This is a genomic window from Enterococcus sp. DIV0236 (assembly GCF_050558525.1).
GTDB lineage: Bacteria > Bacillota > Bacilli > Lactobacillales > Enterococcaceae > Enterococcus > Enterococcus faecalis.
Genome location: NZ_CP187891.1, coordinates 1,145,718 through 1,158,979 on the forward strand (window position 1 = coordinate 1,145,718; position 13,262 = coordinate 1,158,979).

Annotated in this window: 8 protein-coding genes and 1 riboswitch; of the genes, 7 read left to right on the forward strand and 1 reads right to left on the reverse strand. The window is 38.3% G+C overall.

The genetic code is table 11. From position 1 onward, the window contains the following. Positions 1-57: 57 nt before the first annotated feature. The gene (locus IGK27_RS05695; protein ID WP_002382263.1) at positions 58-1,308 is read right to left on the reverse strand and encodes an extracellular solute-binding protein; all 1,251 of its coding nucleotides are present in this window, start codon (positions 1,306-1,308) and stop codon (positions 58-60) included. Positions 1,309-1,567: 259 nt separating this feature from the next. On the opposite strand from IGK27_RS05695, the gene IGK27_RS05700 reads away from it, so the two are divergent. The 7 genes from IGK27_RS05700 to IGK27_RS05730 all read left to right on the forward strand — a co-directional run bounded on the left by IGK27_RS05700 (position 1,568) and on the right by IGK27_RS05730 (position 13,133). After that, entirely contained in the window at positions 1,568-3,334 is a 1,767-nt protein-coding gene (locus IGK27_RS05700) for a glycoside hydrolase family 13 protein (RefSeq protein ID WP_033626444.1), read from the forward strand. Positions 3,335-3,361: 27 nt separating this feature from the next. Continuing rightward, positions 3,362-4,987, forward strand: coding sequence for a glycoside hydrolase family 13 protein (locus IGK27_RS05705; protein ID WP_002357772.1), 1,626 nt, complete (start codon positions 3,362-3,364; stop codon positions 4,985-4,987). 1 nt (position 4,988) lies between these two features. Beyond that, the gene (locus tag IGK27_RS05710) at positions 4,989-6,602 is read left to right on the forward strand and encodes a glycoside hydrolase family 13 protein (protein WP_033601348.1); all 1,614 of its coding nucleotides are present in this window, start codon (positions 4,989-4,991) and stop codon (positions 6,600-6,602) included. A gap of 170 nt (positions 6,603-6,772) precedes the next feature. Beyond that, positions 6,773-7,354: a TMEM175 family protein gene (locus IGK27_RS05715; RefSeq protein ID WP_002407466.1), complete on the forward strand. Its 582-nt coding sequence runs from the start codon at positions 6,773-6,775 to the stop codon at positions 7,352-7,354. A gap of 81 nt (positions 7,355-7,435) precedes the next feature. Continuing rightward, positions 7,436-7,603, forward strand: a riboswitch (M-box (ykoK) riboswitch). Positions 7,604-7,826: 223 nt separating this feature from the next. Then, entirely contained in the window at positions 7,827-10,439 is a 2,613-nt protein-coding gene (gene mgtA / locus IGK27_RS05720) for a magnesium-translocating P-type ATPase (protein ID WP_075320339.1), read from the forward strand. Positions 10,440-11,037: 598 nt separating this feature from the next. After that, the gene (gene pdhA, locus IGK27_RS05725) at positions 11,038-12,153 is read left to right on the forward strand and encodes a pyruvate dehydrogenase (acetyl-transferring) E1 component subunit alpha (protein WP_002357768.1); all 1,116 of its coding nucleotides are present in this window, start codon (positions 11,038-11,040) and stop codon (positions 12,151-12,153) included. A gap of 2 nt (positions 12,154-12,155) precedes the next feature. Next, positions 12,156-13,133 (forward strand): alpha-ketoacid dehydrogenase subunit beta, encoded by a 978-nt coding sequence (locus tag IGK27_RS05730; RefSeq protein ID WP_002357767.1) that lies wholly within the window; start codon positions 12,156-12,158, stop codon positions 13,131-13,133. Positions 13,134-13,262 lie beyond the last annotated feature (129 nt).

The following is a 13,262-nucleotide window of genomic DNA, read 5'->3' on the forward strand; positions in this document are numbered from 1 at the left end:
AAAAAGATAGAGGAAATGGGACAGCAGATTGAAGCTCGTCCCATTTCTTTACTCTTTTTATTCTTTTGCTTCTTTTGATGTGTCTTGGACTAATTTATCTAATTTTGCTTGATAATCCGCAGGTTTGATATTGCCTTTGTACGTATCATTGATCACTGCATCCATCGCAGGCCAGAATGAAACGATTTCTGGGATTTTTGGCATTACCACAGAGTGGGTTGGTTGCGCCATTTCTAAGATAGCTTTTGCAACAGTATCTTGTGTAATTTCTTCGTTTGTTTGTAATTTTTTGTTTGAAGGGACAAAGCCGATTTCTTTAAAGTAAGTCATTTGTGCTTTTTCGCTGGTTAAATAGTTTGCTAATGTCATTGCGGCCAATGGTGCTTGTGTTTGTTGGTTGACAGCAAAACTACGAACGCCCAAGAAAGCTTTCATTTGTTTTTCTCCATTGCCAAAATCAATGGTTGGATAGGCAGCAGCCCCCATTTTGTCGCCAAGAGCTTTTTCTACATCGTTTTTAGACCAAGGGCCAGAAAGGAAGGCATCCGTTTTGCCAGAACCTAGATTAGACAATGCTTCTGTATTTGATTGGATCACACCAGGATTATTTTTTTGATCGGCAATCCATTGTAATACTTCTATACCTTGTTGGTTGTTAAAGTTGGTACCTTTTGGATCTTCGCCATTTTCACCATATAAGTAATCGCCGTTACTCATAAATAGAGGACCGAAGATATAATTTGCGCCATCTTCGCCAAAATTGGTACCGATTTTGCCTTTTTCAGTTAAAGACTTCCAAGTTTTGATTTCCTCTGGAGAATACGTATCTTTGTTATAATAAAGAACTTGTGACTCTACGGCATAAGGGTAGGCATAGACTTTGTCTTTCCAAGTGACCCCTGCGACTGCCGAGTCAATATTATTTTCTTTGACTTCTTTTTCATATTTTGTGTTAGGGTAAATCAGACCAGCTTCTGCCATTTGACCAATTTGATCATGTGGCATCATGAAAACATCTGCGGCAGCTTTAGGATCTTTTGCAATGTCTTTTTTAGCATCTGCCGAATTTCCAGCAGTTAAGTTAACTTTAATATCGGGGTTTTCTTTTTCAAAATCGGCGACAACTTTTTTAAAGACGCCCATATATTCAGTATCAACCCATAATTTTACGTCACCAGCTGCTTTGTTTGCTGAACCGCTTTCATTTTCAGCTTTCGTTTTTTCTGCGCCACCACAGGCAGTAAGTAAAACCGCGGAAGCACTTAAAAGGATACCGCCCATTAAAATCTTTTTCCAATTCGCTTTCATTTTTGAACCCTCCAAAAATTATTTTTTACAAGTCTTATTATGCAACCGATTGCGGAAATAATCAAGTGTTTTTCATCGAGAAAGTTAAAAAAGTTTTTTTGTTATAAATAACATACTGTTTATTTAAAGTGGTGTATACCACTAATTAAGCATTTTAAATAAAAAAATAAAAAAGGGTATACAAATGCAATCGTTTGCGCTAAAATGTGTTCGAGTATTAGAAAATACACGAAAAGCGACAATTAAAGGAGAGAATTAAATGAACACTGCTGCAATCTACCATCGTCCAGAAAGTGAATTTGCTTATCTTTATACAGAAGAAACAATGCATATTCGTTTGCGTACGGCAAAAGGCGACATTGCCTCTGTCCAATTAGTGCAAGGAGATCCTTATCTTTTAGGGAAAGAAAAGTGGTACCAACAGTCGTTAACCATGGAGAAGTTAGTATCTACGGAGTTATATGATTACTGGTTTATTGCATTAAGTGCAAAATTTAAACGCCTTTCATATGCTTTTACTTTAGTAGGGACGGATGGCTTGACGGCGTTTTATGGCGAACACGGCATTTATCCTTTAGAAGAAAAGTATTTAGCGATGGCGAATAATTATTTTCGGATGCCGTATTTTCATGAAATCGATCGTTTTAAAGCACCTGAATGGGTAAAAGAAACGGTTTGGTATCAAATATTTCCAGAGCGTTTTGCAAATGGTGATCCCGCCAATGATCCTAAAGGGACGTTGCCGTGGGGATCTAAAAGACCAGATCGACAAGATTTTTTTGGTGGGGATTTGCAAGGGGTGCTAGATCATCTTGATTACATTGAAGATTTAGGTGTTAACGGCTTATATTTTTGCCCGATTTTTGAAGCGTTTTCTAATCACAAATATGATACGATTGATTATTTAAAAATTGACCCAGCTTTTGGTGATGGCGCTACCTTTAAGCGTTTAGTCGAAGAGTGTCATCGACGGGGCATTAAGATTATGTTGGACGCCGTTTTTAATCATATGGGGGACGCTTCGCCTCAATGGCAAGATGTGTTAAAAAATGGCCAGGACTCAATTTATGCCGATTGGTTCCACGTAAATGAGTTTCCAGCTAGCTATGAAGAAAGTGCTGATTTTGAAGAAGCAAGCAACATTACCTATGATACTTTTGCATTCACTCCGCATATGCCTAAATTAAATACAGCAAATCCAGAAGTGCAAGCCTATCTTTTAGAAATTGCTCGTTATTGGATTGAGGAATATGATATTGACGCCTGGCGTTTAGATGTGGCAAACGAAGTGGATCATGCGTTCTGGAAAAAATTCCGGCAAACATGTGATGACGCAAAAGAAGATTTTTATATTTTAGGAGAAATTTGGCACTCGTCGCAAAGCTGGCTCCAAGGAGACGAATTTCATGCAGTGATGAATTATGCATACACAGATGCGATTATGGGCTACTTTGTCAAGCAAGAACTGTCCTTGGAAAAGATGCTTTCTGAAATGAACAACCAGTTAATGCTCTATCGACAACAAACGAATCAAATGCAGTTTAATGTTTTAGATTCCCACGATACACCACGCTTATTGCATGAAACGAAAGAGGATAAAGAGCTGATGCGCCAAGTATTAGCGTTTACGTATATTCAACCAGGCGTCCCTTGTCTTTACTATGGTGATGAAATTGGTATGACAGGTGATATGGATCCTGATTGTCGTCGTTGTATGGTTTGGGAGGAAAATCAGCAAGATTTGGATTTGAAGGAATTTGTAAAATCATTGATTGCCCTTCGCAAAAAGTATGCGGCTGTTTTTTCTGGTGGAACAATCGATTGGACAGGCACTTCTTTTGAAACGGGGTTGATTAGACTCGCTTGTCGTTTGGATGAACAAACGATCTATGGGATTTTTAATACTGGCCAAGAGACACAATTTGTTGATAGAACTGATCGAGAAGTTTTGCTAAGTTCTTCTATCGAAACTGCTTCAGAACAGATAATGGTTTTACCAAAAGGTTTTCTTTTATATCAAGCATAATAATTAAGCAAAGGAATGTGAAGAAGAATGGAAAAACATTGGTGGCAAGAAGTCGTGGTTTATCAGATTTATCCTCGCAGTTTTAAGGATAGCAATGGAGATGGCATTGGAGATTTACCAGGAATTATTGAAAAATTGGATTATTTGGAAACGTTAGGCATTGGGGCTATTTGGTTATCACCAGTTTATCAATCACCCAATGATGACAATGGTTATGACATTTCTGATTATGAAGCGATTATGACAGAGTTTGGGACGATGGCGGATATGGATCGTCTAATTGAGGAAGCGAAAAAGCGAAAGATTGAAATTATTATGGACTTAGTGGTTAACCATACCTCAGATGAACATCGTTGGTTTATTGAAGCGAAAAAAAGCAAGGAGAACCCCTACCGAGACTATTATGTATGGGCTGATCCTGCTTCAGATGGCGGTGCGCCTAACCGATTGAAATCTGCCTTTTCGGGTTCGGCGTGGACGTTTGATGAAGCGAGTGGGCAATACTATTTGCATTTGTTTAGTAAAAAACAACCAGATTTAAATTGGGAAAACCAACAAATGCGTCAGTCGGTTTACGAGATGATGAATTTTTGGATTGATAAAGGAATTGGCGGTTTCCGTTTAGATGTAATTGACTTAGTGGGTAAAATTCCAGGAGAAGAGATCACCGCGAATGGGCCTCATTTACATCGTTATTTACAAGAAATGAACGCCGCGACATTTGGCGGCAAAGAGCTGTTAACTGTAGGTGAAACATGGGGGGCCACACCTGAGATTGCAAAAATGTACTCTAGTCCAGAGCGTCATGAATTATCTATGATTTTTCAGTTTGAACATATGAGCTTGGATCAACAACCAGGTAAAGAAAAATGGGACCTTCAGCCAATGGAAGTTGCCAAGTTGAAACAGGTTTTTGCAAAATGGCAAACAGAATTAGGAAATGATGGCTGGAATTCTTTGTTTTGGAATAACCATGATTTACCGAGAATGATTTCACGTTGGGGAAATGATCAGGAATATTGGTTGGAAAGTAGTAAGTTATTCGCTATTTTACTGCACATGATGAAAGGCACACCTTATATTTATCAAGGGGAAGAAATTGGTATGACCAATACGCCGATTACAGATATTCGTGAAGCGCGGGACATCGAAACGATTAACATGTACCATGAGTATCTAGAAAAAGGATATTCTAAAGAAGAAATTTTGCTGAAAATTAATACTAAAGGTCGTGATAATGCACGCCGGCCTATGCAGTGGACCGCTGAAAAAAATGCGGGCTTTACGACTGGTACACCTTGGATTGATGTTAATCCCAATTATCAAACGATTAACGTCGCTGCTGCTTTGGCAGATAAAAATTCACTATTCTATACGTACCAAGAAATGATTCGTTTGAGAAAAGAACATCCTTTAATTGTTTGGGGCAACTTTGAATTGCTAGAAACAGTGGACGAAGTGATCAGTTTTTATCGTACCTATGGTGAGGAACGCTGGCTTGTTGTAACGAACTTTTCTGACAAAGTTCAGCCATTTTCTGCAGACGTTCATGTAGAACAAGTAATGATTGAAAATATGCCGACAGATGTCACTGCTTTAGCAGACTATTCGTTAGCGCCTTGGCAAGCATTTGTTGTGAAAGTGAGTCAATAAGATGGAACAATGGTGGAAAAATGCTGTCGGTTATCAAATTTATCCTCGGAGTTTTAAAGATAGCAACGGGGATGGCATTGGTGATTTGCAGGGAATTATTGAGAAATTACCGTATTTAAAAGAACTAGGGGTCGATTTTTTATGGTTAAATCCGATTTACACTTCGCCAAACGTTGACAATGGTTATGATATTGCGGATTATCAAGGGATTCAGCCAGAATTTGGTACGATGGAAGATTTTCAAGAACTTTTGGACCAAGCGCATCAATTAGGTTTGAAGATTATTCTTGATCTGGTAGTCAATCATACCAGTGATCAACATCCGTGGTTTGTTGAAGCAAAAAAAAGTTTAGATAATCCGTATCGTGAGTATTATTTATGGGCCGATGCGACACCAGAACGTATGCCGAATGAATGGCAAAGCTTTTTTGGTGGCTCGACTTGGACGTATGACGCGGGTACAAAGCAAGCATATTTTCATGTGTTTGCAAAAGAGCAACCTGATTTGAACTGGAAAAATCCTAAAGTTCGTGAAGAGATTTATGCGATGATTCGCTGGTGGTTAGATTTGGGAATTGATGGTTTCCGATTGGATGCGATTAGTCATATCCAAAAAGAACCTTGGGATTTTAAAATTACCACGAATCCGTGGGCTCCATTTATGAATGTAAAAGGCATTGAAGACTATATGCTGGATTTGAAAGCTATTTTTGCTGAGTATGACATCATGACAGTGGGGGAAGCTAGTGGCGTTTCAAGTAAAAAAGCGGTGGAATGGACCAATGATGCGGGCTATCTGAATATGATTTTTGAATTAGAGCACAATGTTCGAGAAGGAAAGCCAGGAGAAGAACGGTTAAATATTTTAGGCTATAAAAAAGTAATGGCTCGCTGGCAAAAGCATTTAGGGACAGAAGGCTGGAATGCATTATATGTAGAAAATCATGATAATCCCAGAATCAATTCAATTTTAGGCAATGAAACCTCTCATTCTGCTAAGGCGATTGGAACAATCGCCTTGCTCTTGCGAGGAACACCGTTTATTTATCAAGGACAGGAAATCGGCATGGTTAATTATCCGTTTCAACAGATTGACGAGTTAGATGCTAAAGATTCTCATAACCATTATCGTTTGCTTATAGAAAGTGGCTACGATGCGAAACAAGCATTAAAAGAAGTGGCGCATTGGACGCGGGACCATTCGCGTACGCCTATGCAGTGGACGAGTCAAGAGGCAAGTTCATTCACCTCGGGGCATCCGTGGTTAGCAATTCATCCCAATTTCAAAGAAATAAATGTGGCTGACCAAGAAACGGATGCGCAATCCGTGTTGAATTATTATAAAAAGTTAATTGCGTTGCGGAAAGACAATCCGGTCTTTACAGATGGACAGTTTGAACTATTAGCGCCCAATCATCCGTCTGTTTTTGCTTTTTTAAGAAAAACAACTGAGGCAACAGCGTTAGTGATTGTCAATTTAAGTGGAGAAAAGTGCCAATTTGACTTGCCGAATAAATTACTAGGCAGAAAGTGGCAACAATTATTAGGGAATCAAGATTTTACGGTGAAGAAACGGATGCAGTTAGCACCTTATCAGGCAGGCGTCTTCCAATAACTGATTTGTTCTATAACGAGTGCAAGAGGCTTACTTTTAAGTGGGGCTCTTGCACTCGTTTTTAGGAACTTCAACAACCGAGAGACTTCATAAATAATTGAATTTTTACAGAAATGCGTTATACTTACTTTGGGTAAGTTATTTAATTTTTATGAAAGTAGGGGGAAATGATGCCGAAAACACGTGTAGAAGCATTTACAGATGCAGTCATTGCGATTATTTTAACGTTATTAATTTTAGAATTAAAAATTCCTGAAAAAGCAGATTGGTCTGCTCTGACTCAATCTGGACACAAAATCATTATTTATTTAATTAGTTTTGTTACTTTATTGATTTATTGGAACAATCATCATCATTTATTTCAAAGTGTCCGTAAAATTGATGGACGTGTCCTTTGGATGAATAATTTTCTAATTTTGACGTTGACGTTTTTCCCGTTTGTTACTGGTTGGGTAGGTGAACATCCGTTTTCTTGGCCGCCACAAGCTTTGTATGGCTTAGTAGTATTAGGAGCTGATGTTGCTTATTATCTAGTGGTGCGGGCATTGATTCAGGCAAATGGGCCCAAATCCGAAGTACAACGTTTGTTTGGCCACTATCCAAAATTAACGCTTTCGATTGTGTTGAATATTATTGCGTTGATTGTGGGCAAACTGGTAGCGCCAATCGCTGTCCTGATTATTGATACGATTGTTTTAGTCATGTGGTTTATTCCTGAGCGAAAAGCAGAAATAAAGGAAATTTTAAAGTAGTCATTTTTTATTTATAACAAAAAAGTCATAAATCTTTTGACAAGAATGTCAAACTCCTCTATTATAAGAAGTGGATAAAAACTGAATAATTGTTAGGTGAGGCTCCTATTTGGACAAATGCTGCTGCCGCGAAAGGATCGAGAGACCCTTAGTTGGTTGAACAGGAATAATCGTGAAGGTTATTCATAATGTAGCTGATACATGTTATCTACGCCCTATAGTGCTAAAGCTCAACGATAGAGAATCTTATTTAAAGATGGTATTTTGGGACGTACTCTATTGTTGAGTAGGTCCTTTTTTGTGTGTTTGGCAAAAAAGCAATTATTCACTGGAAGTATAAATAAGAAAAAGAAAGGATGACTGTCATGGAAGACCCTGGAAGTGAACAGAGAAACAAAATACAGTCACCAACGAAAGGAGAAGATTTTAGCGCTCTTTTCGGCAGGTGACCACAACCTTGGAGGAAAAGAAAATGATGAACAAAAAAACAATGGATATGAGAAAAGCAACCAAAGATCAAGAATTACGTAAATTGGCTTTGCTTTCTGAACGGGAATTAATGATGGAATTACGGACATCTGAAAAAGGACTCTCGAATGAAGATGCCGAAAAAAGATTAGAGGAATTTGGACCAAACGAAGTTTCTGCACAAAAGCCAACCCCAGCAATTATTTTATTTTTAAGTGCATTCAAAGATCCGTTTGTCTATGTCTTAGCCTTATTGATGGTCGTTTCAACTTTAACGAAAGATTTCGAAGCCGCTATCGTGATGGGCGTGATGATTTTAGCCAGTGTCTTGATTGCTTTTATACAAGAGTATCGTTCTCAAAAAGCGAGTTTGGATTTAAAAGAATTAATTGAAAATACCGCTGCAGTGACACGGGAAGGGATTACGAAAGAAATTCCAATGGACGAAATTGTTCCAGGAGACATTGTAACTTTAGCTACAGGAGACATGATTCCTGCAGATGCCGTGTTGATTTGGACCAAAGATTTATTCGTTAATCAATCGTCGCTAACAGGCGAATCCATGCCTGTCGAAAAATTTGTGGATGCAGGTGTGGATCGTCAACAAACAGAGGTTTCTGCATTAGATATGCAAGACCTAGTGTTTATGGGCACAGATGTCTTGAGTGGACAAGGAAAAGCGATTATTTTAAAAACTGGGCAACATACATTTTTTGGTGATATTGCTAAAAATGCTACAACACAACGAGGAAAAACTAGTTTTGACTTAGGCTTAGCAAAAGTCAGTAAGTTTTTATTACGAATGGTAATGATTTTGTTTCCAATCGTTTTCTTGATTAATGGTTTAACTAAAGGTGCTTGGGGCGAAGCGTTTTTCTTCTCGATTGCCGTTGCAGTTGGTTTGACACCAGAAATGTTGCCAATGATTGTTACGAGTAACTTAGCCAAGGGTGCATTATCCTTATCGAAACATAAAGTCATTGTTAAAGAATTAGCGGCTATCCAAAATTTGGGTGGTATGGATGTGCTCTGTACAGATAAAACTGGAACGATTACCGAAGATCGTGTAGTTTTGGTTCAACATTTGAATCCATTAGGTGATTTGAGTGACGAGGTTCTAAATTTAGCCTACTTAAATTCTTCTTATCAAACAGGTTGGAAAAATTTAATGGATATTGCCGTTATTAATTTTTATGAAGAGCATCAATGGAAAACGCCGTTTAAAAATGTCACTAAAATTGATGAAATTCCTTTTGATTTTTCCAGACGCCGCTTAACGGTTGTCGTGAATGCAGATGATCATCAATTGATGATTACGAAAGGCGCCGTGGAAGAAATGGAAGAAGTGTGCACGCATGCGCAAATTAATGGCGAAATTGTACCATTAAGCACTGCTGTACGAGAAGAACTACGCCGAGTGAATGTTCAAATGAACAAACAAGGGATGCGTGTGTTAGCGGTAGCTGTAAAAAAAGATGTCCATAAAGAAGCAGTTTATTCAGTTGAAGATGAAAAAGAGATGACATTGATTGGGTTTATGGGTTTTCTTGATCCAGCAAAAGAGTCAGCCGTCAGCGCTATCCGCTCCTTACATGAACATGGTGTCAACGTGAAAGTGCTAACGGGCGATAATGACATTGTCGCCAAAAAAGTCTGTAAAGATGTAGGCATTGAAGTTTCCCATGTGTTATTAGGTTCTCAAATTGAAGCAATGACAGATGAAGAGTTGCGGGCGCAAGTAGAAGAAACTAATTTATTTGCCAAATTAAATCCGATGCAAAAATCTAAAATCATTGAATTGCTACAAGCAAAAGGTCATACGGTTGGTTTTATGGGGGATGGCATTAATGATGCACCGGCATTACGAAAAGCTGATGTGGGCATTTCAGTAGATACTGCAGCTGATATTACTAAAGATGCTAGCTCGATTATTTTACTGGAAAAAAGTTTAAATGTACTGGAATCTGGTGTGATTGAAGGACGAAAAGTATTTAGCAATATGATGAAATATATTAAAATTACCATCAGTTCTAATTTTGGGAATGTCTTTTCAATTTTAGTAGCCAGTGCCTTTTTACCATTTCTACCAATGCTTTCCTTACAACTCTTGATTCAAAATTTGATTTATGATGTGGCTCAGTTGACAATTCCTTGGGATAATGTCGATGAAGAAGAGTTATTAAGCCCCGTTCGGTGGGAAACGAACGGACTAGCGAAATTTACGGTATGTATTGGCCCGGTAAGTAGTATTTTCGATATTCTAACGTATCTTGTCATGTGGTTTGTGTTTAGCGCCAATAGTTTGGCAACTCAACATTTATTCCAAACAGGTTGGTTTATGGTGGGACTTGTTAGTCAAACGTTAGTTGTTCATATGGTCCGGACGCGGAAAATACCATTCATTCAAAGTCGTGCGTCAATGCCTGTGATGTTAAGTAGTTTAGGCGCAATTTTACTCGGTTTCCTGATTGTAGCAACGCCTATAAGAGAGGTTTTTGACTTTGTGAAACTTCCGGCTAACTACTGGCCATGGTTCTTTGGAATCATCATTGCGTACATGTTAACTGTTGAAGTAGCTAAACGTTTATATATTAAAATTACCAAGGAATGGATTTAGTAAAATCTACTGAAAGAGAAAAGAAATTGCTAAGCTGTATTACTCGTTTTGCGAAAATTTGGTGATTTTAAGCAATGAATGTTCGTGATAAAACCTAAGGTAAAGTATTTGGCAAAAAAACGAGCCAAAAAAAATAAAAATTAACGAAAAAAACTTTGTTCTCTAAAAAATAAAAAACCGCATGCTGAGTAGGTTACTCGGCTGACGGTTTTTATTTTTTGGTTTTTTCAAGATAATTTTCATGAAAACGCAAAGTTCGGAAATCAGATTACTAGCCAGCTCGGGGATGAGGGGGCTCGAATTAATAGAACTGTTATATAATATTTTCAAAATAGAATATAACAGTTGGGAGAAAAATAGTACAGAAGAAGTGTGGAACAGAAACCGTTTTCTTGTTTGTGAAAATTATCACTAAACCGCAAAAACATGCGGTTTTGCTCTTTTGTGAAAAAATGAAGAAATTAGAGTTTTTTTCTTGCGCTTTTTCGAATTTAGTGATAATTTGTTAAGTGTAGTCGATAAAAAGTAATACAGTTTCGCACTCTGTTTTACTTTTATCGAAATTAAAGAAACGTAATAGAGAGGATTGTGTGACAAAATGGCAAAGGCTAAGAAACAAAAACCTATTGACTTTAAAGAGCTAATGGCTAAAGTCGACGCTGATTTCCCAACTTTCCAAATCTTGGATCAAGATGGAAAAATTGTGAATGAAGATTTAGTACCTGATTTATCGGATGAGGAATTAGTTGAATTAATGACACGCATGGTTTGGTCTCGTGTGTTAGACCAACGTTCTACTGCATTAAACCGTCAAGGACGCTTAGGATTCTTCGCGCCAACAGCTGGACAAGAAGCAAGCCAATTGGCAAGTCAATTTGCAATGGAAAAAGAAGACTACTTACTACCAGGTTACCGTGATGTACCTCAATTAGTACAACATGGTTTACCATTAAGAGAAGCTTTCTTATGGTCTCGTGGTCACGTAGCAGGGAACTACTACGCGGAAGATTTAAATGCATTACCACCACAAATTATCATTGGTGCTCAATACATCCAAGCAGCTGGTGTTGCTTTAGGATTGAAAAAACGTGGAAAAGAAAATGTTGTCTTCACTTATACTGGTGACGGCGGTTCTTCACAAGGGGACTTCTATGAAGCAATTAACTTTGCTGGTGCTTACCAAGCAAACGGTGTCTTCATTATCCAAAACAATGGTTTTGCGATTTCTACACCTCGTGAAAAACAAACAGCGGCTAAAACTTTAGCTCAAAAAGCTGTTGCAGCAGGAATTCCTGGTATTCAAGTTGATGGTATGGATCCATTAGCAGTTTACGCAATTGCAAAAGAAGCACGTGATTGGTCAGCTGCAGGAAACGGTCCAGTTTTAATTGAAACATTAACCTATCGTTATGGTCCACATACTTTATCTGGAGACGATCCAACACGTTACCGTTCAAAAGAAATGGATGACGAATGGGTACAAAAAGATCCATTGACTCGTTTCCGTAAATATCTAACAGATAAAGGCTTATGGTCTGAAGCAAAAGAAGAAGAAATTATTGAAAAAACAAAAGAAGAAATCAAAGTAGCGATTGCAGAAGCGGATAAAGCGCCAAAACAAAAAGTTTCTGATTTCTTGAAAAATATGTTTGAAGTTCAACCTCAAACAATTAAAGAACAAATTGCATTTTATGAAGCGAAGGAGTCGAAATAAAAATGGCACAAAAAACTATGATCCAAGCAATTACAGATGCCTTAGCTCTTGAATTAGAGAAAGACGAAAATGTCTTAATCTTCGGTGAAGACGTTGGTAACAACGGTGGGGTTTTCCGTGCAACTGAAGGTTTACAAGAAAAATTTGGTGAAGACCGCGTCTTCGATACACCTTTAGCTGAATCTGGTATCGGTGGATTGGCTTTCGGTCTTGCCTTGCAAGGTTACCGTCCAGTTCCTGAAATCCAATTCTTTGGTTTCGTTTTTGAAGTATTTGACGAAATCGTTGGTCAAATGGCTCGTACGCGTTACCGTATGGGTGGAACTCGTAATATGCCAATTACTGTTCGTGCCCCATTTGGTGGTGGTGTTCATACACCAGAACTTCACTCAGATAACTTAGAAGGATTAATCGCACAATCACCAGGTGTTCGTGTTGTTATTCCATCAAACCCTTACGATGCAAAAGGACTATTAATTTCATCTATTCGCAGCAACGATCCAGTTGTCTACTTAGAGCACATGAAATTATACCGTTCATTCCGTGAGGAAGTGCCAGACGAAGCTTATGAAGTGCCTTTAGATAAAGCGGCTGTAACTCGTGAAGGAACAGACGTATCAATCATCACTTACGGCGCTATGGTTCGTGAAGCGATTAAAGCAGCTGATAGCTTAGCGAAAGACAATATTTCAGCAGAAATCATTGACTTACGTACAGTGGCTCCTTTAGATGTGGAAACAATTATTAACTCTGTTGAAAAAACTGGCCGTGTGGTTGTCGTTCAAGAAGCACAAAAACAAGCTGGCGTTGGCGCTATGGTTGTTTCTGAAATTTCTGAACGTGCCGTATTATCATTAGAAGCACCAATCGGACGTGTATCTGCTCCAGATACAATCTTCCCATTCGGACAAGCAGAAAATATCTGGTTACCAAATGCGAAAGATATCGAAGCAAAAGCTAGAGAAATCGTCGAATTTTAATAGTTATTCGAAGTAGATAAACGAAGAATTAAACAGGTGGATTACGGCTATAGGCATGAAATGTTCAGCTACTATAGTCGTTTCCCCGCGTTTTGCTCCTAAGAAAATAGACAGATCCAACGAAGAAGG

Coding starts and splice junctions, on each gene's coding strand:
- mgtA (WP_075320339.1), top strand. CDS start 7,827: ATGATGAACAAAAAAACAATGGATATGAGAAAAGCAACCAAAGATCAA.
- IGK27_RS05705 (WP_002357772.1), top strand. CDS start 3,362: ATGGAAAAACATTGGTGGCAAGAAGTCGTGGTTTATCAGATTTATCCT.
- IGK27_RS05730 (WP_002357767.1), top strand. CDS start 12,156: ATGGCACAAAAAACTATGATCCAAGCAATTACAGATGCCTTAGCTCTT.
- IGK27_RS05710 (WP_033601348.1), top strand. CDS start 4,989: ATGGAACAATGGTGGAAAAATGCTGTCGGTTATCAAATTTATCCTCGG.
- IGK27_RS05700 (WP_033626444.1), top strand. CDS start 1,568: ATGAACACTGCTGCAATCTACCATCGTCCAGAAAGTGAATTTGCTTAT.
- IGK27_RS05695 (WP_002382263.1), bottom strand. CDS start 1,308: ATGAAAGCGAATTGGAAAAAGATTTTAATGGGCGGTATCCTTTTAAGT.
- pdhA (WP_002357768.1), top strand. CDS start 11,038: ATGGCAAAGGCTAAGAAACAAAAACCTATTGACTTTAAAGAGCTAATG.
- IGK27_RS05715 (WP_002407466.1), top strand. CDS start 6,773: ATGCCGAAAACACGTGTAGAAGCATTTACAGATGCAGTCATTGCGATT.